This window comes from Peribacillus sp. NPDC055009 (genome assembly GCF_053608705.1).
Genome location: NZ_JBSGVZ010000006.1, coordinates 153,219 through 175,555 on the forward strand (window position 1 = coordinate 153,219; position 22,337 = coordinate 175,555).

A 22,337-nucleotide genomic window follows, 5' to 3' on the forward strand; every position below is an offset into this window, starting at 1 on the left:
ATATACTAATCATAACATTGACTGAATTTTCGGTAAATATTTTCCGTTTGACGGTAACTGGTTGTTTAGTTGTTTGCAAGAATGGGAAAAACAAAAAAACAGCCTGAAAGGTTTCAGGCTGGTGCTTATCATTATTTATAGATTTTTACTTTAACGGTTTTTCTGCCCCAATTGATAGCTTTTGAGTGAGAAGAGTAGAAGACGTCAATTTTATTACCTTTGATTGCGCCGCCTTTATCTGCAGCAATGGCATCCCCGTATCCTTCTACATGAACTTTTGTTCCAAGTGGAATGACTTTAGGGTCGACTGAGATTGCTTTTACGTTAGGGTTTTTCTTTAAGTTAAGACCCGATGCTGTAATCCCGCTGCAGCCTTTGCAGTTTGCTGTGTATGCTGTTGCCTTCACCGTGATCGTTTTATATTTTTTTGATGATGATGATGTTTTAGCTTTAGGTTTAGCTGCGGTCGATGTTTTCTTGACCTTTAAAACTTGTTTTGGATGGATGTTATCTTTTTTCAGGTTGTTCCAACTTTTGAGTTGATTGACTGTTATATTATGTTTATTGGCGATACCCCATAGTGTGTCGCCGCTTTTAACTTTGTATGTAGTAGTAGCAGCCGATGAAACTCCGGAAAAACTAAATACCAAAAAGAAAGCAGTGAATAGTGGAAGTAGTATTTTTTTCAAAATGAATAGTCTCCTTTGTTTTAAATCGTAGACTTAGAATAACAGGTCTTTATGACAATAATGTTTCGGTGGAATAGTAATTGTGTTACAAAAAGGTTTCCCTTGATAAATAAATGTAATATAAACTAGGTCAAAAGTACTTATCTAAGAAATGTAAATATATTATTTATTATGTCAGTATAAGCGTATTTTTGTTAAATAGTGTTGATGTAATGGCGTATCCTGTTTAATGAGGTAATATATGGACGTGTAATCCCTGGTTTTAAAGTCCTGTATATTTTGTAAAAAAACAACGTAATAATAGACGATTGAATGCTGTTTATTTTAGTAGGAGAGGATATGCGGAACATGAAAAAAGCCGACATCTATGTGATGCCGGCTTTTTTCATGATTTGGATTAATGTAAAACAAATTCAGAAGCGAAATCGACAAGCATTTTTTGATAGACTGCTACCGATTCAAGATTGACGCATTCCCTATCTCCATGCCAGTTCTCACCTTTTGGTCCGAATTCAATCGCTGGGATATCATATGCCGCAAAAAAGACGGTATCTGCGGAGCCATGTTGTCCAAAAATGACAGCGTCTTGCTTGGTGTTTCTTTCGATAATCGGACGGAGCAGAGTGATGAATGGGTCTGACTCTTCGGTTTTTACAGGTTTACTGTACATATTAAGGTGGACATTATTTCCTGTCACACTTTCGATCTGAGCAATGATATCTTCCATTGTTTGCGTAGGAAGATAGCGAATATCAAGACTTAGCAAACAGGCATCCGGTACCTTATTATAGACCTCCCCACCTTTTATTTTTGCTAGGTTAAGTGAAGGTGAAGCGTAAAGGGGAGTATGCTCCCGGGTGAAAGGAAGTTCCTTTATTTTTTGATAAAGATCATAGGCCTTTTCAATTGCATTCACGCCTTCCCATGGCCGGCTTCCGTGTGCGGATTTGCCGGATACTTCAATATCGATACGAAGGGCACCCTTTGCCTGGAGCCCGATACCCAATTGCGTCGGTTCAGCACAAATCACAAAGTCCCCTATATAACCATGTTTCGCTAAATATCCGGAACAGTTCAACCCGCCAATCTCTTCATCCGATACGATCTGAAGCTGGATTTTCAAACCTAAGTCCTTATCCTTCAGTTCGGTAAATGCACACAACATCCCTGCAACTCCAGCTTTCATATCGGCTGTCCCGCGTCCATATAAGTTTCCTTCATGAATCTCAGGGAAAAACTGATCCGGCGTTCCGCTGACAACATCGACATGGCCATTCCAAATTAGGGTTTTATCTCCGCTGCCAATCTCGCTTACAAGCATCTTATAACCGTTATTTACGATCACATTCACGGTAATTCCTTGATCTTTAAGCCAGTCCGCACAGTAATCAACTGCTTGGTTAGCTCCTTCTTTCGATGAACTGTCGATAGATACTAAATCTTTAAGTAACTCGATGAGCAAAAAGAAAACCTCCTAAAAATATGCATACTATGATTATATATACCCTTTCTGAGAAAGGGTTAACTCAAAATTTTTTTCCTGTTAATTAACGTTTAGCACTTTCATCCTCTGGGGTATGTAAAGGGGGAGCGACAATTTACATTCTTTAAGGAGGATGATAGATATGGATAAACGTATAATTGGTGTATATGAAACTGGAGAAGAAGCCATAAAGGCTGTTGAGTCATTACAGGCCCAAGGATATGATCGTGAAGATATTTCAGTGGTAGCTAAAGATAAAGAAGAATTAAATGCAGTGAATGAAGAAACGGGTACAAAAGTTGAGGAGGGGCTCGCAGCAGGTGCGGCGACCGGAGGTATTTTGGGCGGTGCTGCAGGATTATTAGCTGGTGTGGGAGCGTTGGCGATTCCGGGAATCGGACCGGTACTGGCAGCTGGACCGCTTGCTGCAACATTAGCCGGAGCGGCTGTAGGTGCTGGTACAGGAGGATTGGCCGGTACATTAATCGGTATGGGCATACCTGAAGACGAGGCGAATCGTTATGAAGCGGATGTAAAGAGTGGCAAGCTGCTTGTGTTAGTCGATTCGGATGCGAGAAAATCCAGTTCTTCTTACTCAGGAATAACGGAAACCGATGAAACGCTAACGAACGGTAGAAGAACTCTATAGGTCGTAAGTTAAAAAAGGACGGATCCCTTAGGACCCGTCCTTTTTTTGATTAGAATGTGAATTTCTTTATTTCTTTGTGCATTTCCTGGGATAGGGCATCCAATTCACTAGCCAGGGCATTTAATTGTTCCATGGAAGCATTCGTTTGTTCCACGGAAGCAGATACTTCTTCAGTTCCCGCTGCAGTTTCCTGACTGATCGAATTTAATTTTTCTGCATTGCCCGCCATCCGTGTGACCTCGTTTACCATATCGTTCATCATCTTTTTGATTTCGTCAAAATTGCTGAATGTGTTCGCGATGATGGATGCAATGTGACTGAAGGCATTTTCCGTATCCGTTACAGAAGTATCCTGAAGATGGATTTTTTGATTGACTTGATCAATCAAATGAACGGTATTGGTTGTATCGGTTTGCATGGCTTGAATGATTTGAGAGATTTCTTTCAGTGAGTTTTCCGTCTGTTCGGCCAATTTCTTCACTTCATCGGCAACGACTGCAAACCCTTTTCCGTGTTCACCAGCCCTGGCTGCTTCGATGGCAGCATTCAGGGCTAGTAAATTCGTTTGTCCTGCAATCCCGCTTATGGTTTTTACGATCGCACTAATATCATTGGATCGTGCATCCAATGATTTGACTGCCGTACTCATCTTATTGGATATCATGGACGTCTCATTGAATTGTTGTTTCAGGCCTTGTACTTGAGTGATTCCGTTTTCGGAAGCCTTGAACATATTTTCGGATTCCGTGGCCATTTTGCCCGTTTGCGCCTCAAGATCATTGATTTTGTCAGCCAATAGCTTTACGGCCTTTTCGTTATTCTGCCCAACTTCGATTTGGTCTATGGCACCGGCTGCTATTTGTTCCATCGTCATGGCCACCTCGTTAGCTGCCGCTGAATTTTCATCGGCACTAGCCACTAGCGTCATGGAGGAATCCGATACTTTATCGGAAAGGTTGTTGACAACTCCTAACATATGACTCATATTCCTCGTCATTAAGCTGGTGTCTTCTGCAAGTTGGCCTATCTCATCTTTTCTGGAAATGGAATTCCTGGATGTGAAATCGCCGTTAGCCATTTTTCTTATGGATTCCTGCAGCTTTTTAATGGGATTTGTTAAAGAACGGGTGATGAAGATGGCAGATAGTGCAGTGACGGTAAAGACAATCAAAAGTGTGATGATATTATCGATTATCATCGGGCTTGCTCGGACTTTCACTTCATTTTCCTCCATTACACCTGCTATTCTCCATCCAGTGGTAGGATTTGTGGCGTATCCGACGATCCGGCTTTGCCCTTCAAATTCCTCGATCATTGATCCGGATTCACTTTTCATTTTTTTGAAAATATTTTCCTTTGATATATCCTGTTGAATTTTTTTCTTGTCTGGATGTGTAACGAATGACCCTTTCTGATCCAGCAAAACTGTATAGCCCGTTTCGCCGAATTTCGTTTTATTGACCATCGTGATCAATGTATCGATCGAGATGTCGACACCGAGCACGCCTATTAATTCATCACGATCATCATATATGGCTTTTGCTGCCGTAATGACAAGCTCATTCGTAGCCTGATCGGTATAAGGTTCCGTCCAAATGGTCTTGTTTTTTTGTTTTAATGCGGATTGATACCAATCCCTCTGTCTTGGGTCGTAGTCAGCCGGCAATTCAGTTTCTGGGAATATAAATGCTTTTCCATCCTTCTCTGTGCCGAGATATATACCATTTATTTCAGAGTTACTGGTTTGCGTATAAGAAAATTCATCCATTATGGATTCGAGGTTCTTATCATAAGAAATCATGATAGGATATTTACTGATTCTATCCAATTGATTTTCCGTTTTTTGAAAGAAGGTCTCGAAAGAATCGTTCATTGACTTGACTTGTTCCTCCGTCGTTCCGGTAAGTTCCTGGGTCGTCAACTCGATACTATTTTTATAGCTCATGTAAGAAATGACCATTCCGCTTATCATGATCAAAGCTAAAAAGGGAATCAATATTTGTTTTTTTAGTGAATTAAAATACCAGTCTGTCAGTCTTCTCATTTGGAAAAACCTCCTTCTTATAAACTTCTAATTAATTTTGGCTTCTATTTGATATTTCGGTCTTCTTTCGCGTTTTTGAAGTGATTAAGTTAGAAAATTCCAATATTAATTTTGTCATGAAGTGCAAAGGTGGAAGGGAGTGGGATATAGAGGATAAAAAAGGAGTTGACTGCCGTCGTCAACTCTTTCATTTCAATATTACTATTCGACTTGGATATTTTTTGTCCTGTCCATATACCATGTGTAAAACTCGTCTGCGTATTCAACGGATACATCTTGGAGCTTTGTATGGTGTACAGGCTTGGAGCGGTTGATCGTTTCAATTGTGGCAAGCCCGAAAAGCTTTTGCAACTTCGAACGTTCCACCTCAATTTGAATGACCTTGCTCCTTTTGGTTATGAATAGTGATGTTTCCAAACTTCCGGCTTTGAACTGAATGAACTCATCATTTATTAAGTAACGGCTATTTTTGTAATCCATTATTCTCAATGTATAAATGAGAACGAGTAGAATCAGTGAGATATACCATAGGGAGACGTTGAAATAATAGATTGCCAATGTTGTGAGAATCCAGAAAAAGCTGGGCCGCAGCATTCGAATTTTGAAGGCCTGTTTCGATAGTGACTTCATTGATCGTTCCACTTTATAAGCGGGTAAAATCTCTTCTACCATCCCATATGCCCGTTCAATTGATAAAAAAGGATAGAGGGTGTTCGTTTCCAGCTCTTCATCACCGGTGCTTCCTGCACTGATCAGTTTCACTTCTGCCAACCCTAGCAATCTTTTAATGATTGATTGGGTGATTTCGACTGCTTGTACTTTTTCTTTCCGAATGGAAAAAGCAGATTCGTCCAGTACGCCTTTCTTGATATATATGCGCTCATGATCGGATGAAATTTCATATTTTCCATATTTAACGAATGTGGAAACGATTCCGAAGGCAACGGCGACACATATGAGGCCTGCAAAAACGATGGTAATGATCCACCATGAATCCAATAACTTGGCAAGAAACCCTTCGGCATTCTCCAAATCGATAAAATCATCGAGTGTATTATATAAAGTAGCCAATATCGGGATAAGAGCCAGGAAACTGAGTGATGTAAAGGAAGCTTTCAGCACATCTTGTTTGCTTGGCGTGAAATGAATCGTTTTTTCATTGGCTGGTTCCATATCCTCAGCAATTCGTTCTTCGGGAATATCCGCTTCGTTAACCGGAAGTTCCTGTTTTGAAGCGTATTCCCCCTCAAGCCGTTCGGCCTCTTTTCGGGAAATCATCTGGAAAGGTACACTACCCTGATCACCTGTCATCCCCGTTTCGAATGTTAAAGAGGTCAATCTGAAAATCTTATGAAATAACGTCGTGCGTTGCTGGACATTCTGAACCTTATGAAGCGGGACAGTTCGATACGATTTTGAGACAAGCCCTGAAGTAATATATAAGGTACCTTCTTTGATTTGGTATTTGTATGTATACCATTTAAGGATGACAGAAATGACTTTCCAAACCAGATAAACTAGAAAGCCGATTTGGAGTACCTTCATATACATCTTTTCAGAACCGAAATTCAAGACATAAAGCATGATTATGAAAAATACATTTCCTTTCAGCAATTTCCAAAATTCGAAAGGGATTTTGATAGGGTGTAATCGTTTTGCTTGTTCTTCCATCATTAATCCACTTCCTTAATTTTCGCGAAATGGGCAATTTTATCTCGTAATTCATACGCTTCCTTCTCGGGGATGGCTGGTATGTCATGAGAGTCGCCCATTGTTCCGATGCTTAGGGAATAAAGGTTGTATTTTCGCAAAAACGGTCCTTGGTTCAATTTGACGGATTGAACCTTCGTCATCGGAATGAGTTCATGCGTTTCACTCCAGGCTCCACGCTTTGTTTGAATGAATTCTTCGTTCACGTCGTAACGCCAATACTTTTGCAACAGTATCGGTTCAATGAAGATGGACCAGATAGCATGGATAAAAGATAATACGATAAGTCCGTTTAAAATCCATCCAATCCATTCTTTCCAAGTGAAATAATCATCAACAAATAATAGGATGCCAAGGACGGCGAGGATAATGAGATTGGTAATGGCTTCGGTCATCCGCCACACCTTCACTGATTCTTTGGATATTTTCTTCGTTGGTGGCTGTATCTTGGAATACATATATTCACTCCTTACTATGTCTTTATACTTATACGGATTATCTTGCAAAAAAGTTCCCTATTATAGGTACATGTATAGAAATTAGCAGCCGCATACCATGGAGTGGCGGCCGAATAATCCTGCAGTTTCCCGAGTATGTATAAATAAGGAGTTTTCTAGTGGATCTTTTCTTTTTATATGATCGAAAAATGGACAAGATAGAAGTGGTGAGTTTCTAGAGTGGGAGTGATAGGTTTGACGTATAAAAGGAAGTTGAGTTTTATATTCTTCCTGTTTTTGATTTGTTTTTTTAATGGAGAATCGATGCAGGCTGCGAATGATGATGGAAACCTAGGGCAGGAAATTCAAAGAATATTGGAGCATTCGCCAGGACTGGATGGGGCGTTGACGGGAATTTCCATCCGTTCAGCTGAAACGGGGGAAGTGATTTATGAACGGGGGTCGCAAACGAGATTGCGGCCTGCTTCGAACCTTAAGCTTTTGACTGCAGCAGCTGCGCTGGAAACTTTAGGGGAAGATCATGTTTTTCAAACGGAACTATACATAAAAGGAGTGCAGGTTGGCCATGTTCTGCAGGGCAATGTATATCTGAAGGGAAAAGGAGATCCCACATTATTGGAAAAGGATTTTGATGAGCTGGCAGCTTCACTGAAGCACAGGCAAGTTAAGTTCGTTCACGGGGATCTTATAGGCGATGATTCTTGGTATGATGATGTTCGTTATTCCCAAGACTTAGTTTGGAGCGATGAACAGGAATATTACGGTGCAGCCGTTTCGGCTTTAACCGCTTCCCCGAATGAAGATTACGATACCGGTACCATCATCGTGGAAATGACCCCAGCGGAAAAGGCTGGGAAGAGGGCAACGGTGAAGCTGGAGCCTGAAACCGATTACGTGAAGGTCATCAACAAAACGAAAACTGTATCGGCTGACGCTAATAACAAAATTGAAGTTGAACGGTCTCATGGCACACAAGTCATTACGGTGACCGGTACCATTCCGGAAGATGCCGGGGTGACCAAAGAGTGGATTTCTGTGGAAGATCCCACAGAATATGCGCTGAGCCTATTTGAAAAATCAATGAAGAAACATGGAATTAAAGTGTTGGGAAAAAGGAAAAAAGGGAAAACGCCAGTAGGAGCGGACATGATTGCCACTCATCAGTCCATGCCGCTTTCACAGCTGCTTATTCCTTTCATGAAATTGAGCAATAACAGCCATGCCGAGGTTTTGGTAAAGGAAATGGGCAAAGAGGCAGAAGGGGAGGGAAGCTGGAAGGATGGTTTGAAGGTTACTCAAAATCAGCTGAAGAGTATGGGTCTCGATATGCAAACGATCATGATGCGTGATGGATCTGGAATTTCCCAAGTCAATATGATTCCAGCGAATGAAATAACGAAGCTGCTGTATGCCGTTCAGGAAAAAACGTGGTTTCCTGCTTACTTGAATGCTCTACCGATTGCAGGCAACGAAAATCGAATGGTGGGCGGTACGCTTAGAAAGAGGATGAAAGGGACACTTGCAGCCGGGAATGTTCGGGCGAAAACAGGGACGATTTCAGGAACGAGCTCCTTATCAGGTTATGTGACGACCAAAAGAGGGGAAAAAATCATATTTTCAATCATCTTGAATAATTTTATCGAAGAAAAAGGTATTACGGCAATTCAGGATAAGATAGCCGTAATGCTCGCAGAACAGGAAAACCTATTGGAAAGCGGCCATTAATATTCATGGAAAGCTAAGTTGAAGTTCAGGATATGCGAGAAAAAGGTCGGCTTCAGCCTAATCATTTTTATATAGTTACCAAGACTGTTAGTGAAACGTCTGTAATCCAAGAGGAGTATACCCTGCCTAGCTTACTTCTGTTCGAAGAACCTTAAACGTTTTTTTAGTGATGGACCAAATCTATTTTTTGTTTGAAACTAATAACAGTACCTTCATTTTAGTTTTTTCATTTTATCCCCTCAAGGAAGGAATTTAAGGGAGGATGAATAGAAATAAGTAGTATAGGGGGAATGCTTATGAACTTTCCAATACTTAATGGACCGTATACGATTAGCAGTCTTATAACTAAAATTCATGAAATTTCCAAAGAACGATTTCTCTCTATATTGGCCATAGATGGCCGGGGCGGGTCTGGAAAAAGTACACTCGCTGCCCGTATCCAAGCAGAATGTCCGGGCAGCGCGGTCGTACATATGGATGACTTTTATTTGCCATCATCGGATAGGGTTCAACTGCCTCCATCCCAAAAGCCGATTGGAGCGGATTATGATTGGGAACGTGTTTGTAACCAAATCCTGAAACCGCTTACGGAGGGAGGAGAAGGAAGGTATCAAAGGTATGATTGGGAAACGGACACTATGGCCGAATGGCATGAGGTTCCTGCTGAGGGCCTTGTCATAATAGAAGGAACGTATTCTATCCGTAATGAATTGGCAGGGTACCATGATTTCACGATTTGGGTGGAATGTCCACGTGATCAGCGTTTGAAACGTGGCCTTGAGCGGGATGGTGAAGATGCTCGTCAAATGTGGGAGGATAATTGGATGGTTCATGAAGATCTCTATGTGGGTGCCCAAAGGCCTCAAGAAAGAGCGAATCTTGTTGTGGACGGAACGAGATGAATCCGGGGATATTTTAATTGTAAGGGTTTACCTATAAAATAGATTGTATGTTTAGATAAATTTCTGGGGAGCCGGAAACAGGGGGGAAACTATGTTTACTAATGAAGAACAAGCTGCCGTATATAAAGCCATTTATAACCGTAGGGATATCAGGAGTTTTTTGCCAAAGCCAATTGCAAAGGATATACTCCGGAGAATTTTGGATGCTGCACATCATGCGCCGTCTGTAGGATTCATGCAACCTTGGAGTTTCATCGTGATTTCGTCTCAGGAAACCAAGAACAGTTTGGCATGGGCAGCGGATAAAGAAAGAAGGGCACTCGCTATTCATTATGAAGGAGGTAAAGAAAATAAGTTTCTTAGTTTGAAAGTGGAAGGGTTAAAAGAAGCACCATACACCATTTGTGTTACATGCGACCCGACACGGGGCGGCTCCCATGTTTTAGGGAGGAACTCCATTCCGGAAACCGATATTCTATCCACAGCCTGCGCAATTCAAAATATGTGGCTGGCTGCCTGTGCGGAAGGATTGGCAATGGGGTGGGTAAGCTTTTATAAGAAAAATGATATTCGTGATATTTTGGAGATTCCGCCGCATGTAGAACCCGTTGCACTCCTGTCGATTGGCTATACGGATCAATATCCGGATAAGCCCATTCTTGAACTTGCTAATTGGGAAAAAAGAAGGCCGATGGATGAACTTATTTTCGAGGATAAATGGGGTAATAAATAAAACGATATATTAAGATTCCAAAACTTTTTATTAAGCTCTGGTTCAGGGCTTTTTGGTTGTGATGAAGACATAAAAGACTCTTACGAAAGATACATCTTTTGTAAGAGTCTTTTTAAGTTAAAACCTGCGCCGTTTTGAAGATCCCGGTATACCGAGATCTTCACGGTATTTTGCAATAGTACGACGGGAGATCTTCGTTCCTTCATTTTCGAATATTTGACAAAGTTTCTGATCTGAAAAAGGCCTTATCTTATCTTCATCGGCAATCAATACCTTTATTTTTTCTTTGATGGTGGTCGTTGATTCGGTTGCTTGGCTGTTCACGCGGTGTAACCCTCTAGTAAAGAAGTTCCTTAGTTTAAAGAGGCCATGCGGCGTCTGGATATATTTATTGCTCGTCGCCCTGCTGATCGTTGATTCATGAAGCTGAAGTTTTTCCGAAATGTCTTTCAGTGTCATAGGTTTTAATCCAGTAATTCCCTTCATGAAAAACTCTCGCTGTTCGTCCACGATTGATGCTGTCACTTTATAAAGTGTCATTTGCCTTTGCTCAAGCCCTTTTAAAAGTAATTGGGCATCATTTATGTGCCCCTTTATATAATCTTTAGCTGGATTAACTGAATTCATAGCAACGTGGTTCTTGTAGAAAGGATTGATGGAAAGTTTAGGCATGCAGCTATTGTTGACCGTTATCAGAAAACCTTCTTTATCTTTTTCCACGTAAACATCCGGAACTATGTAATGAGTCATATCATTGGAAAAGTGACTGACTGGACGCGGGTTTAACGTACGGATGAAATCCGAGGTCTCTTGTACTTCCTGAACGGTCACCTGGTAAAGACCGGCAATTTTCCTGTAGCGTTTTTCTGCTAAATCCGTTAAATGCTTTTTAACGATCTTATACGCCAATTCATTGTAATCCTCATGCTCACGCAGCTGAATGAGTAAACAGTCGGTCAGATCTTTAGCCCCGACTCCAATGGGGTCAAGGGACTGCAATACTTGAATCATATTTTCGATTTCGTCCACGGACACGGAAAAATGAGAGGCAGCCCAATTGGCATCCAATTCAAGAAATCCATATTCATTTAAGTTCCCAATCAAGAATTGGAGAATTCTCTTTTCAAATGCTTTCAATGAACTTAGTAAACTCAATTGTTCCAGTAAATGGCTTTCCAGTGTTTCTGTGTTGATTGAATAATTATTGATAGGGTTGTAATCATTGTCTCCGTTAAAACTTTTACTTTTATAGGACCGTATCTGAGAATTTATTTTATGTGTATGAATGCTAGATTCAGAAAATGATGCGAGGGGTTCTTTAAAGCTAATTTCGAGAACGGGATTTTCGTAAGCCTGTCGGTTCAGGAAATCTATCAGTTCATGGGAGGAATATTGAAGGATATTGATTGATTGCTGTAATTCAGGTGTTAATGACAATTTCAATGTTTGTTTTTGGTACATTTCAAATCCTACCTGCATATATATCAACTTCTTTCGTTTAGATTAACATAGCGGTTCAAAAGGAATGAAAAAATATTAACATGATAATAATACAAATCTTCCGAAAATTCAAGATTGTGTGTCAGGTTTTGTAACATCAATTAAAAAATAAAGAGGGGGATTCAAAAATTTGTGTAAATTAAGATTTAATTTAATGAATGGGAGTTGAGTGATTCAAATTCGAATCAAATGATTTGTATATGAATTAACACGCGCTCCTAATGATTCACTTATGAATCATATTAACTTGAATACCTTTAATATAAGGCTCATATAATTTGGCATGCATCTTGCTATATCTATATATATAAATATAAAAAATAAACTAGCTTGAAAAAAATCCATACATGAGAAGGGTGTTTTTTACATGATTAAAGAGACTACGGGTATTCAGGAATTAATCGATTTGGATAAAAAGCATTTTATCCATCCGACTACGTCAATTGAGCAACAGCAGGCAGATGGTCCAAGTTTCATCTTTAAGGAAGGAAAGGGAATATATCTTACGGATGTAACGGGCAGGACTGTCATTGATGGCATGGCTTCACTTTGGAATGTGAATATTGGACATGGACAAGAAGAGATGGCTGATGTCGCAAAGGAACAAATGGCGAAGTTAGCTTTCACCTCAAGTTTCGCCACTTTCAGCAATGAGCCGGCAATCCGTTTAGCGGCCAAAATCGCTTCCATCGCTCCTGGGGATTTGAATGCAGTTTTCTTCACTTCAGGTGGATCGGAGTCGAATGATACGGCAATCAAGCTTGCTCGACATTACTGGCTTTTGAAAGGGCAGCCTAACCGTCAAAAAATCATTTCCCGCTCGAAATCCTATCATGGAGTGGCAATGGGAGCCACAAGTGCGACTGGCCTGAAGCCGTTCCGAGACTTCACTAATTCAATCGCACCGGATTTTTACCATGTGGACGGTTCTTCCATTGAGGAGTTGCGTAAGGTCATAGAACAGGAAGGACCGGAAACGATTGCGGCATTTATCGCTGAACCGATTCAAGGGGCCGGCGGCGTGAACCTTCCTCCTGAAGGCTATTTTAAAGAAGTAAGGGAGATTTGTAATGAATACGGCATTTTAATGGTGACGGATGAAGTCATTACAGGTTTCGGAAGAACAGGGACTTATTTTGGGATTGAACACTTTGGTGTTGTACCTGATATGATGTGCTTTGCAAAAGGTGTGACAAGCGGATATGCACAGTTAGGCGGGGTCGTCCTGAATGATAAGATGCATCAGGATTTCATTGCCCTTTCAAAAGGCACGCTTTTACACGGCTACACATACAGTGGCCATCCTATGGCTTGTGCGGTTGCTTTGAAAAATATTGAAATAATTGAACGTGAAAACCTGATAGAAAACTCGAAACAGCGTGGTGAAGAGTTGCTTGCCGGCTTTAAGAAGCTTCAAAGCAAACATCCGATTATTGGTGATGTCAGGGCACTTGGATTAATTGGAGGCATCTCCATCGTAAAGGACAAACAAACAGGCGAAGGCTTTGAGACTCAGCTTGCTCCAAGGCTGGTTGCTGAAGCGGCGAAGAATGGTTTGATTTGCCGGTCTGTTACGTTTGATCAAGATACACTCGTATTCGCACCTCCTTTAATCATTACTAAATCGGAAGTCGAAAGAATAATTGAAATCCTTGATGAGACATTTACTGCTGTCGAAAAAGAAATTTTATAAGAGGTGAAAGTGATGGTCATGACGGAAACGCTGAAAAAGAAATTATTCATTAATGGTAAATGGCAAGAAGCTGAAAATTTCACGACACTAAAGTCTCCCTATAGCGGGGAAGTTCTAGCGGAGATTCCTTCGGCAAGCCTTGAAGATGTCGAGTTGGCAATAGAATCAGCCTATCAAGCTAGAAAATCAATGGCAGCTTTACCTAGTCATAAACGTGCTGCCATACTTGAAAAGCTTGCGAGCCTTTTGGAAAGCCGCAAAGATGAGGCAGCTGAAATAATTGCTAAAGAGGCAGCGAAACCGATTAAAACGGCAATGGTTGAAGTATCCCGGACGATTGCCACATATAAATTTGCAGCAGAGGAAGCAAAACGGATTCATGGAGAAACATTGACGATGGATGCTACAGCTGACGGAGAAGGAAGAATAGGATACACAGTCCGTGAGCCTCTAGGTGTCGTAGGTGCGATTACGCCTTTTAATTTTCCGATGAACCTGGTTGCCCATAAAGTAGGCCCGGCGATTGCTGCCGGAAATACACTTGTCCTGAAACCTGCGAGCCAAACACCGCTATCTTCGCTATTTCTTGCTGAACTATTAGCTGAAACGGATTTGCCGGCAGGTGCGTTTAATTTAGTTACCGGAAGCGGCTCGGTAATCGGTGATAAATTAGTCACAGATTCACGGGTAAAGAGCATTTCGTTTACAGGAAGTCCGGCTGTCGGAATCGGGATCCGCAATAAGGCCGGGTTAAAGAAAGTGAGTCTTGAACTAGGTTCGAATGCGGCTGTCATCGTTGATAAAGGGATCAATATCGATAAAATCATCCAACGCTGTGTATCCGCAGCATTCGCTTTTCAAGGGCAGGTCTGTATTTCCTTACAGCGTGCATATGTTCATGAAGAGGTATATGATGAGTTCGTCAAAAAATTCACAGAAGCAACGAATGGCTTGAAACTTGGAGATTCTTTGGACCCGTCGGTGGATATTTCGGCATTGATCAGCGCTGGCGATGTACAGCGAAGCCTGGATTGGATCGCTGAAGCTAAACAACACGGTGCGATTGTTGCAGCAGGAGGCAAATCTGAAGGAAATATCCTGCATCCAACTGTGTTGCTGGAAGTGGATGCAATGCTAAAGGTATCTTGTCAGGAAGTCTTCGCTCCAATTGTTTTGATCAATAAGGTTTCTTCCGTTGAGGAAGCGATTGACTTGGTCAATGATTCCGAATTCGGATTGCAGGCCGGGATTTACACAGAAAATATCAATCTGGCTCTTTCTGCCGCAGAAAAATTGGAAGTCGGCGGTGTTATCATTAATGATATCCCAACTTACCGTGTCGACAACATGCCATATGGCGGAGTCAAAAAAAGCGGAACTGGCCGCGAAGGGCTGAAATATGCAATTGAAGAAATGACGGAAATGAAATTGGTCATTATTAACCGGAATTAATCAGAAAAGAGGTGAGCAGCTGCTCATCTCTTTTTTCTATAATCTTGAAAGAGTTTGGCCTATAAGTTATGCAAAAATGAATAGTTAATTCAGCACTGAATTTAAATGAGACAGGAAAGGGCAAAAAACCGTGAGTTACCTAATATTTCAAACTGGCATGAATCTTGCTCATATCTAATATATAGATAGATAACTTAAAACCGAGGAGGAAATTACATGCAGGAAACTTTGCAAAATAACAAGAAAAAAGAAGGAACGGGAGCACTGGACTTAAAGATGTTCATCAATGGGGAATGGGTGAATTCGACTTCAGGTGAGAAGAGGGATGTATTGAATCCGGCTACAGGTGAAGTTATTGCCAAAGCTGCGGAAGGAACACAGGAAGATGTGGATGCAGCGGTCGAGGCAGCAAAATATGCTTTCTATGAAGGTGGTTGGTGGGGCACTCCTGCAGTGGAAAGAGCTCGCATTTTATTCAAAATAGCCGACAAAATAGAAGAAAAAGCTGAAGAACTAGCTGCGTTGGAAACATTGGATAATGGGAAACCGCTGCGTGAGGCTCGTTTTGATATTGCTGATTCTGCAGCCTGTTTTAGATATTATGCAGGATTGGCTACAAAACCGACAGGTCAGACTTTTGAGGTTCCTGACGGCCAGCAAGCGATGGTCGTTAGGGAACCGATCGGTGTATGCGGGCAGATCGTTCCATGGAATTTCCCTCTAATGATGTCAGCCTGGAAACTGGCTCCGGCGCTTGCAGCAGGAAATTCCGTTGTATTCAAACCATCTGAGATCACTCCGGTGACAGCGGTCAAACTATTTGAAATCATGGATGAGGTCGGATTGCCAAAGGGTGTCGCAAACCTTGTTTTGGGAGCGGGTCCAGTTGTCGGACAAGCCATTGCCGAACATGACGAAATCGACAAAGTAGCCTTTACAGGAGGAACGGCAACAGGTCGTAAGATCATGGAGGCTTCACTGGGTAACCTAAAGAAAGTGACATTGGAGCTCGGCGGGAAATCACCTAATATCGTATTTGCGGACTCTGACTTTGAGACTGCCGTTGATTATGCTCTATACGGGATTTTCTGTAATCAAGGACAAGTGTGCTCAGCAGGCTCCCGTTTACTATTGGAAGAGTCCATTTACGATCAATTCATTGCAAGTCTTACTGCGAAGGCGAAAAAGATCAAAGTAGGTTCAGGTTCTGATGAAAACAGCCAGATGGGACCTATCGTTTCAGAAGCCCATATGAACAAAATATTATCGTATATCCAAATCGGAAAAGAAGAAGGTGCCAAATTAATCGTCGGTGGAAATCGAATTAAAGAAGAAGGCATGGATAAAGGTTACTTTGTCGAACCTACTATTTTTGTTGATACGACACCGGACATGCGGATTGTGCAGGAAGAAATTTTTGGGCCGGTGCTTGTCGTTCAAAAATTCAAGGATGAAGCGGAAGCTCTTCGACTTGCCAATGATACGAAATACGGCTTAGCGGGAGCGGTGTTCACGAATGATATCGCAAAAGCATACCGTGTCATTAAAAAAGTGCGTGCAGGCATCACGTGGATTAACTCATATCACCCAACTTATAACGAAGCTCCTTGGGGAGGGTTCAAGCAAAGCGGAAATGGACGCGAACTGGGAACTTTCGGTTACGAAGCTTATACGGAAGTGAAGCAAATCAATAACAACTTGGATATCCAGCCAACAGGCTGGTTTGATGAAGAGTAAATAGCTTGACGAAAAGGCTGTTCCTTAGGGAACAGCCTTTTTTGTAGATCGCAGATATATTTCTGAAATCGGAGATATATTCAGGGAAATCGAGATAAAACTCCGAAATTGCAGATAAAATGCCGGAATCGCAGATAAAACTCCGAAATCGGAGAAATAGTCCGAGAATCGCAGATAAAAACTCCGGAAATTGCAGATAAAATGCCGGAATCGGAGATAAAACTCCGAAATCGGAGAAATAATCCGAGAATCGGAGATAAAACTCCGAAATTGCAGATAAAATGCCGGAATCGCAGATAAAACTCCGAAATTGCAGATAAAATGCCGGAATCGCAGATAAAACTCCAAAAATCGGAGATATATTTCAAAGAATCGCAGGTATATTCAAAGATTGCTCAACGTTGATCTACTTTTGTTGGACTTTTTCAAGATCCACCCGTCCTGAGAAGAAAACGGCGCCCTTACCCATATCTGCGAGGCGATCTGGGGTAAGGGAATTAATGTGTTGCTTTGTTTCGGGAGTATTCTGCCACAAGCCTTGGCTGACAAGAACGCCTGGTAATACATTTTCACCAGGAGCAGCGGTAAGCAAACATTCACCGCGATCGTTCCAGATTTTAACGATATCTCCGGGTACTATCCCCATTGTTTTGGCATCAGCGGCATTCATGTGCAGTTTTGGTTCCTTTTCCATGGAGATATGTTTGGCATTATTAGAAAAGGTTGAATTCAAGAAATTGTGATTAGGTGCCGGTATGAATAAAAATGGCAGGTCGCTGTCTTTAATGATGGGCGTATATGTTGGCAAAGGCTCGTATCCATCCCGCTTCATCCTTTCGGAATAAAGTTCGATTTTACCGCTTGGTGTCGGGAGTTTGCCTGGGAACATCGGCCGCATTTTGGCTTTGAGAAATTGATTCCTCGAAAGGGAGTCATAGGTGATGCCTTCCAAATGCGGGTTGTCGGGAAAATCCAGCGCCTGCCGTATCATATCTTCCTCTGAATCTCTAAATGCTTGTTCCTCAAATCCCATTCCAACAGCCAACAGTTTGAACAATTCAACATTCGATTTAGATTCGCCATATTTTTCGACTACAGGTTTTTGTATTTGGACGTAATTATGCCAGTATGAATTATAAAAATCCTCCGTTTCATAAGATGACGTGGCAGGAAGGACGATGTCGGCAAACATGGCCGTTTCGGTTAAGAATAGGTCATGGACCACTGTGAAAAGATCTTCCCGCATTAGACCTTCCTGTACCTTATTTGCATTTGGAGCGACAAGTGCTGGATTGGAGCCGTAAACAAACATGGAGCGAATCGGGTTTTCTTTTTCCAGAAGAGCTTGCCCGATTTGGTTCATATTAATGGTCCGGGTAGCTTTATTTTGCAATAAATCCGGACGTCTTAAGGCATTTGTATTAAACGCGAGATATCCTGAATTCCCTTTGATGGCTCCGCCGCCTTCCGCCATCCATTGGCCGGTAAGGGCAGGCAGGCAGGCAATGGTGCGTACTGCCATGCCACCATTGTCATGGTGCTGCAGGCCATTGCCTATCCGGACGAATGATGGACTGGTCGTGCCGTACATCCTGGCTAATTCATATAAGTCATCAATTGGAACTCCAGTGATCGCGGAGACCGTCGCAGGGTCATATTGGCGGACGTGTTCGCGCAATTCAGCAGCACCCACTGTGTATTCTTCGAGAAAGGCCTGGTCGACTAGATTCTCGGCATATAGGATATGCATTAATCCGAGGGCGAGCGCACTATCTGTACCAGGCAGAATCGGAATGAACCAATCCGCCCACTTGCCTGTTTGGTTTTTATGTACGTCAATGACCACTACTTTGGCCCCGTTTTTTCGGGCTTGCTGGGCAAGCGTTACTTGGTGCATATTTGTGCTCACAGCGTTAATGCCCCACATGATGAAAAGTTTTGTATGAATCGTTTCTTCTGGGTCGGTGCCGAATGAACCACCCATTGTATAGCTGTATCCGACTGAGCCGGCCGCGTTACAAATGGAGCGTTCAAGCATGCTTGCACCGAGCCTGTGGAAAAAACGGCGATCCATTCCTTCAGCGCTAAGGTTGCCCATGTTTCCGTAAAAGCTGTAGGGAAGTATGCTTTCCGGACCATGCATATCGATCAGGTCTTTCCATTTGGAAGTGATTGTGTCAATGGCCTCTTCCCAGCTGATTGGAGCGAATTTCCCTTCTCCTTTCGGACCGATGCGCTTTAATGGCTGCTTTAAGCGATTTGGGTCATATAGACGGGCAGTCATGTTGCGGACTTTGTTGCAAATATTCCCTTTTGTGACTGGATGATCAGGGTCTCCTTGAACTTTAATGATTTTCCCATCTTTTTTGTGCAGCAGTAAACCGCATTGATCCGGACAGTCAAGAGAGCAAACAGAGGGAAAGACTCCATCTGGATGATTGATATAGGATTGCATGGCGTATTCCTCCTTATAATTTAATCTAATAAAATGAATTTTCTTAATTATATTGAAAGTGAAATCGGTGAAAGGTGCAAGAACTTCTTAACATATGTTTTTTTTTCTGATAAGCTTACTAGATGAAAAATTAACCTAGGGGGATTCATTTTTGGATTACGGAATTATAATATCAATTGGAATATACATGGCAGGCATGCTGTTAATTGGTTATTTGGCCTATCGGAAAACGGCAAATTTAACCGATTACATGCTTGGCGGACGGAACTTGGGCCCGGCTGTAACTGCATTGAGTGCAGGTGCTTCCGATATGAGCGGCTGGCTGTTGATGGGTCTTCCGGGTGCAATGTACATAAGCGGATTGAGTGCTGGCTGGATTGTCGTCGGCCTGTGTGCAGGGTCTTATTTAAACTGGCTATTCGTGGCACCAAGACTTCGGACATATACGGAATTGGCCGGTAATTCGATTACGATTCCCGACTTCTTGGGAAATCGGTTCAAGGATGGCTCCCGGGTCTTAAAAGTGGTATCGGCATCGGTCATTTTAATTTTCTTCACCTTTTACACATCTTCAGGCATGGTAGCAGGCGGTGAGCTTTTCCGCACGGCTTTCAATTTGGATTACCGGTGGGGCATCTGGCTGACAGCGAGCGTCGTTATTCTTTATACATTATTCGGCGGATTCCTGGCTGTTAGCTGGACGGACTTCGTACAAGGTACGATTATGTTCATAGCCTTAATTCTAGTCCCGGTTGTCACAATTGTAAATATTGGAGGCTGGGATCCCACCTTCAATGAAATAAAATCGATCAATCCGAATTTATTGCATGTTTTTGAAGGAACATCGACCATTGGCATCATATCTCTTCTGGCATGGGGGCTTGGTTATTTCGGGCAGCCTCATATAATCGTTCGATTCATGGCGGTTTCATCTGTTAAAGAATTGAAAAGCGCACGGCGAATCGGTATGGGCTGGATGATTTTTGCCATCGTCGGAGCGATGTTCACCGGGTTGGTGGGGATTGCTTATTTTAACCTGACAAGCAGTCCTTTAGGGGGAAAAAATGCTGAGTCCGTCTTCATCATTTTAGCAAAAGAACTGTTTCCTTCCCTAATTACAGGCTTTTTGTTGGCTGCGATTTTAGCAGCGGTCATGAGTACGATTGCATCTCAGCTGTTAGTATCGGCAAGTGCCCTGACCGATGATTTCTATAAGCAGTTCATTCGGCCGAAAGCATCTGATAAGGAATTAGTGCTGGTAGGTCGGTTTGGTGTATTGGCGATATCTGCCATTGCCTTATTATTGGCGTTTAATCCAAGCGGTACAATCCTTAAATTGGTGGGTTATGCATGGGCTGGTTTCGGAGCGGCATTCGGTCCTGTCATTCTATTAAGCCTATACTGGAAACGGATGACGAAATGGGGAGCCCTGGCGGGAATGATTGTCGGTACGGCAACCGTGATCGTTTGGGATATGATCGATAAGTTCGCTGAAGTATACGAAATCATTCCTGGTTTCATTGCTGGTTCAATAGCGGTGATCGTTTGCAGCTTATTATCGGCCAAGCCTACAAAAGATATAGAAGAAGAATTCAATCAAGCCATTAAAAACCTCTCTTGATCATTGGAGGTCCAGTTAAAATGCTCTGGATTTTTTAGCTATATAAAACAATGATTGCAATATATATGGTACAATATCGATAGAGTCCTTATGTTGAAAACATGAGGGCTTTTTTTGAGTGATTTGGGAATAATAAACCAAAAACAATACAAAGGAAAAAATATGAACCAATCTCATAAAATTGCATGTAAAGTGGCTTTTATATATATAACCATTGGAGTCTTATGGATTGTCGTTACGGATTACATCTCTATGACACAGGCAAGGGCAGATGTTCAGATATATGCAATGTTTCAACATTCCAAAGGTTGGATGTTCATTTTCATAACCGGGCTTTTCCTATACTTCATAATCAGGTATTGGACGGGGAAAATGTTGAGGTCCCAACAGGAATTCATTCTGAAGGATGAACAGTATCGGTCGCTGTTCAAGCATAACCCGGATTGTGTCCTTGAGCTGAATCTCGAAGGAAATGTAGTTTCGCTAAACCCGGAAGCTGAGAAACTGTTGGGGCATAATAGTGACAATTTGAAAGGCAAGAATGCGAATCATCTCCTCAACTGGAATGAAAGTGAAAAAGTATCTGAATTCTTTTTACAGTCCCTTCAAGGGGAGGCTGTTAAATTCGAAACGACAATCCAGAATAGCAGTGATGAAAAACGGATAATCCGTGTGACCTTTTTACCGATCATCGTTCACGCGGAAATGCTAGGGGTATATGCAATCGTTAGGGATATTACTGAATTGCGGCGCGAAGAGGAATTGATGATCATGTCTGAAAAGCTATCTGTTATCGGACATCTGGCTGCCGCCGTCGCACATGAGATAAGGAACCCACTTACATCGTTAAAAGGATTCGTACAGTTAATGGATATGACCCAGGAAGTAAACCCGCAGCATTCCGATATAATGTTGAAGGAAATTGACCGAATCAATATTATCTCAAGCGAACTTTTGGTTCTTGGGAAGAAACAGGATGTCGCATTTCGCAGGATCGATCTTGCCGACTGTTTACAGCAGGTTTTCACGTTGATGAAGGCAGAAACGAATTTGAATAATATCGAAATGGGATTCAGGGTTAAAACTGCCGAACCGATTTATATTATGGCTGATTCAATTGAACTTAAACAGTTGGTAATCAATATCATAAAGAACAGCATTGAAGCGATAAAGGATAATGGCGAAATTGAAATTTCACTGCAAATCATCGATGGACAAGCTGTAGTCAGCGTGAGTGATAATGGCGTGGGAATGGGGCCCGAGCGTCTTGAACGGATTGGTGAGCCTTTTTACTCAACGAAGGAAAAGGGCACAGGGATCGGGCTTGCAATTTGCCGGAAGATCGTTCACCGCCTTCAGGGGGAAATGGATTTTGAAAGTGAGATAAACAAAGGGACGACGGTTACAATTCGCATTCCGTTGGCTACTGGACAAGAATAAATGGTACTATGAAAGATAGGAAAAGTTTTATATTAAAGGAGAACGA

General features: G+C 42.0%; 16 protein-coding genes. 9 read left to right on the forward strand and 7 right to left on the reverse strand.

Annotated elements, in window-relative coordinates:
* Nucleotides 1–131: 131 nt before the first annotated feature.
* Together ACWF5P_RS11965 and ACWF5P_RS11970 are read right to left on the reverse strand one after the other, a co-directional pair.
* Nucleotides 132–689, reverse strand: a complete 558-nt coding sequence (locus ACWF5P_RS11965; RefSeq protein WP_101224913.1) for a 3D domain-containing protein — start codon at nt 687–689, stop codon at nt 132–134.
* A 397-nt stretch (nt 690–1,086) separates the two neighbouring features.
* Complete coding sequence (locus ACWF5P_RS11970) at nt 1,087–2,151, reverse strand: M20/M25/M40 family metallo-hydrolase (protein WP_434168412.1); 1,065 nt, start codon at nt 2,149–2,151, stop codon at nt 1,087–1,089.
* A 163-nt stretch (nt 2,152–2,314) separates the two neighbouring features.
* Between ACWF5P_RS11970 and ACWF5P_RS11975 the strand changes: the two genes are divergently transcribed.
* Nucleotides 2,315–2,821 (forward strand): general stress protein, encoded by a 507-nt coding sequence (locus ACWF5P_RS11975; RefSeq protein WP_241590034.1) that lies wholly within the window; start codon nt 2,315–2,317, stop codon nt 2,819–2,821.
* 49 nt (nt 2,822–2,870) lie between these two features.
* Here the strand turns inward: ACWF5P_RS11975 and ACWF5P_RS11980 are convergent, their stop codons facing one another.
* From ACWF5P_RS11980 to ACWF5P_RS11990, 3 genes are all read right to left on the reverse strand, one after another.
* Nucleotides 2,871–4,865, reverse strand: coding sequence for a methyl-accepting chemotaxis protein (locus tag ACWF5P_RS11980; RefSeq protein ID WP_434168413.1), 1,995 nt, complete (start codon nt 4,863–4,865; stop codon nt 2,871–2,873).
* 201 nt (nt 4,866–5,066) lie between these two features.
* Nucleotides 5,067–6,539 (reverse strand): PH domain-containing protein, encoded by a 1,473-nt coding sequence (locus ACWF5P_RS11985; protein ID WP_434168414.1) that lies wholly within the window; start codon nt 6,537–6,539, stop codon nt 5,067–5,069.
* Nucleotides 6,539–7,033 carry a PH domain-containing protein gene (locus ACWF5P_RS11990; RefSeq protein ID WP_434168415.1) on the reverse strand — a complete coding sequence of 165 codons (495 nt, stop codon included), beginning with the start codon at nt 7,031–7,033 and terminating at the stop codon, nt 6,539–6,541. Before ACWF5P_RS11990 ends, ACWF5P_RS11985 begins: the two co-directional genes overlap by 1 nt.
* A gap of 303 nt (nt 7,034–7,336) precedes the next feature.
* On the opposite strand from ACWF5P_RS11990, the gene dacB reads away from it, so the two are divergent.
* The 3 genes from dacB (at nt 7,337) to bluB (ending at nt 10,393) form a co-directional block, all read left to right on the forward strand.
* Nucleotides 7,337–8,758, forward strand: a complete 1,422-nt coding sequence (gene dacB, locus ACWF5P_RS11995; RefSeq protein ID WP_434169598.1) for a D-alanyl-D-alanine carboxypeptidase/D-alanyl-D-alanine endopeptidase — start codon at nt 7,337–7,339, stop codon at nt 8,756–8,758.
* A 296-nt stretch (nt 8,759–9,054) separates the two neighbouring features.
* A complete protein-coding gene (locus ACWF5P_RS12000) occupies nt 9,055–9,660 on the forward strand; it encodes a uridine kinase family protein (RefSeq protein ID WP_434168416.1) in 606 nt (201 codons plus the stop codon).
* 91 nt (nt 9,661–9,751) lie between these two features.
* Entirely contained in the window at nt 9,752–10,393 is a 642-nt protein-coding gene (bluB, locus tag ACWF5P_RS12005; RefSeq protein WP_101224907.1) for a 5,6-dimethylbenzimidazole synthase, read from the forward strand.
* A 117-nt stretch (nt 10,394–10,510) separates the two neighbouring features.
* Here bluB and rpoN read toward each other — a convergent pair whose 3' ends face one another.
* The gene (rpoN, locus tag ACWF5P_RS12010) at nt 10,511–11,854 is read right to left on the reverse strand and encodes an RNA polymerase factor sigma-54 (protein ID WP_434168417.1); all 1,344 of its coding nucleotides are present in this window, start codon (nt 11,852–11,854) and stop codon (nt 10,511–10,513) included.
* Between the two features lie 406 nt (nt 11,855–12,260).
* On the opposite strand from rpoN, the gene ACWF5P_RS12015 reads away from it, so the two are divergent.
* The 3 genes from ACWF5P_RS12015 (at nt 12,261) to ACWF5P_RS12025 (ending at nt 16,775) form a co-directional block, all read left to right on the forward strand.
* On the forward strand, nt 12,261–13,586 hold the full coding sequence (locus tag ACWF5P_RS12015) for an aminotransferase family protein (RefSeq protein WP_101224905.1): 1,326 nt from the start codon (nt 12,261–12,263) through the stop codon (nt 13,584–13,586).
* Between the two features lie 18 nt (nt 13,587–13,604).
* Nucleotides 13,605–15,038, forward strand: coding sequence for an aldehyde dehydrogenase family protein (locus ACWF5P_RS12020; protein WP_101225038.1), 1,434 nt, complete (start codon nt 13,605–13,607; stop codon nt 15,036–15,038).
* A gap of 216 nt (nt 15,039–15,254) precedes the next feature.
* Entirely contained in the window at nt 15,255–16,775 is a 1,521-nt protein-coding gene (locus ACWF5P_RS12025) for an aldehyde dehydrogenase family protein (protein ID WP_434168418.1), read from the forward strand.
* Between the two features lie 406 nt (nt 16,776–17,181).
* Here the strand turns inward: ACWF5P_RS12025 and ACWF5P_RS12030 are convergent, their stop codons facing one another.
* On the reverse strand, nt 17,182–19,230 hold the full coding sequence (locus tag ACWF5P_RS12030) for a molybdopterin oxidoreductase family protein (protein ID WP_434168419.1): 2,049 nt from the start codon (nt 19,228–19,230) through the stop codon (nt 17,182–17,184).
* 151 nt (nt 19,231–19,381) lie between these two features.
* On the opposite strand from ACWF5P_RS12030, the gene putP reads away from it, so the two are divergent.
* Both putP and ACWF5P_RS12040 read left to right on the forward strand, forming a co-directional pair.
* Entirely contained in the window at nt 19,382–20,851 is a 1,470-nt protein-coding gene (gene putP, locus ACWF5P_RS12035; RefSeq protein WP_434168420.1) for a sodium/proline symporter PutP, read from the forward strand.
* Nucleotides 20,852–20,965: 114 nt separating this feature from the next.
* Nucleotides 20,966–22,291 (forward strand): ATP-binding protein, encoded by a 1,326-nt coding sequence (locus tag ACWF5P_RS12040; RefSeq protein ID WP_434168421.1) that lies wholly within the window; start codon nt 20,966–20,968, stop codon nt 22,289–22,291.
* Nucleotides 22,292–22,337 lie beyond the last annotated feature (46 nt).

What these genes read in the sequence shown, in the direction of transcription:
- ACWF5P_RS11975 (WP_241590034.1), top strand. Translation starts at nt 2,315, where the DNA reads ATGGATAAACGTATAATTGGTGTATATGAAACTGGAGAAGAAGCCATA.
- ACWF5P_RS11980 (WP_434168413.1), bottom strand. Translation starts at nt 4,865, where the DNA reads ATGAGAAGACTGACAGACTGGTATTTTAATTCACTAAAAAAACAAATA.
- ACWF5P_RS11985 (WP_434168414.1), bottom strand. Translation starts at nt 6,539, where the DNA reads ATGATGGAAGAACAAGCAAAACGATTACACCCTATCAAAATCCCTTTC.
- ACWF5P_RS11990 (WP_434168415.1), bottom strand. Translation starts at nt 7,033, where the DNA reads ATGTATTCCAAGATACAGCCACCAACGAAGAAAATATCCAAAGAATCA.
- dacB (WP_434169598.1), top strand. Translation starts at nt 7,337, where the DNA reads ATGCAGGCTGCGAATGATGATGGAAACCTAGGGCAGGAAATTCAAAGA.
- ACWF5P_RS12000 (WP_434168416.1), top strand. Translation starts at nt 9,055, where the DNA reads ATGAACTTTCCAATACTTAATGGACCGTATACGATTAGCAGTCTTATA.
- bluB (WP_101224907.1), top strand. Translation starts at nt 9,752, where the DNA reads ATGTTTACTAATGAAGAACAAGCTGCCGTATATAAAGCCATTTATAAC.
- rpoN (WP_434168417.1), bottom strand. Translation starts at nt 11,854, where the DNA reads ATGTACCAAAAACAAACATTGAAATTGTCATTAACACCTGAATTACAG.
- ACWF5P_RS12015 (WP_101224905.1), top strand. Translation starts at nt 12,261, where the DNA reads ATGATTAAAGAGACTACGGGTATTCAGGAATTAATCGATTTGGATAAA.
- ACWF5P_RS12020 (WP_101225038.1), top strand. Translation starts at nt 13,605, where the DNA reads ATGACGGAAACGCTGAAAAAGAAATTATTCATTAATGGTAAATGGCAA.
- ACWF5P_RS12025 (WP_434168418.1), top strand. Translation starts at nt 15,255, where the DNA reads ATGCAGGAAACTTTGCAAAATAACAAGAAAAAAGAAGGAACGGGAGCA.
- ACWF5P_RS12030 (WP_434168419.1), bottom strand. Translation starts at nt 19,230, where the DNA reads ATGCAATCCTATATCAATCATCCAGATGGAGTCTTTCCCTCTGTTTGC.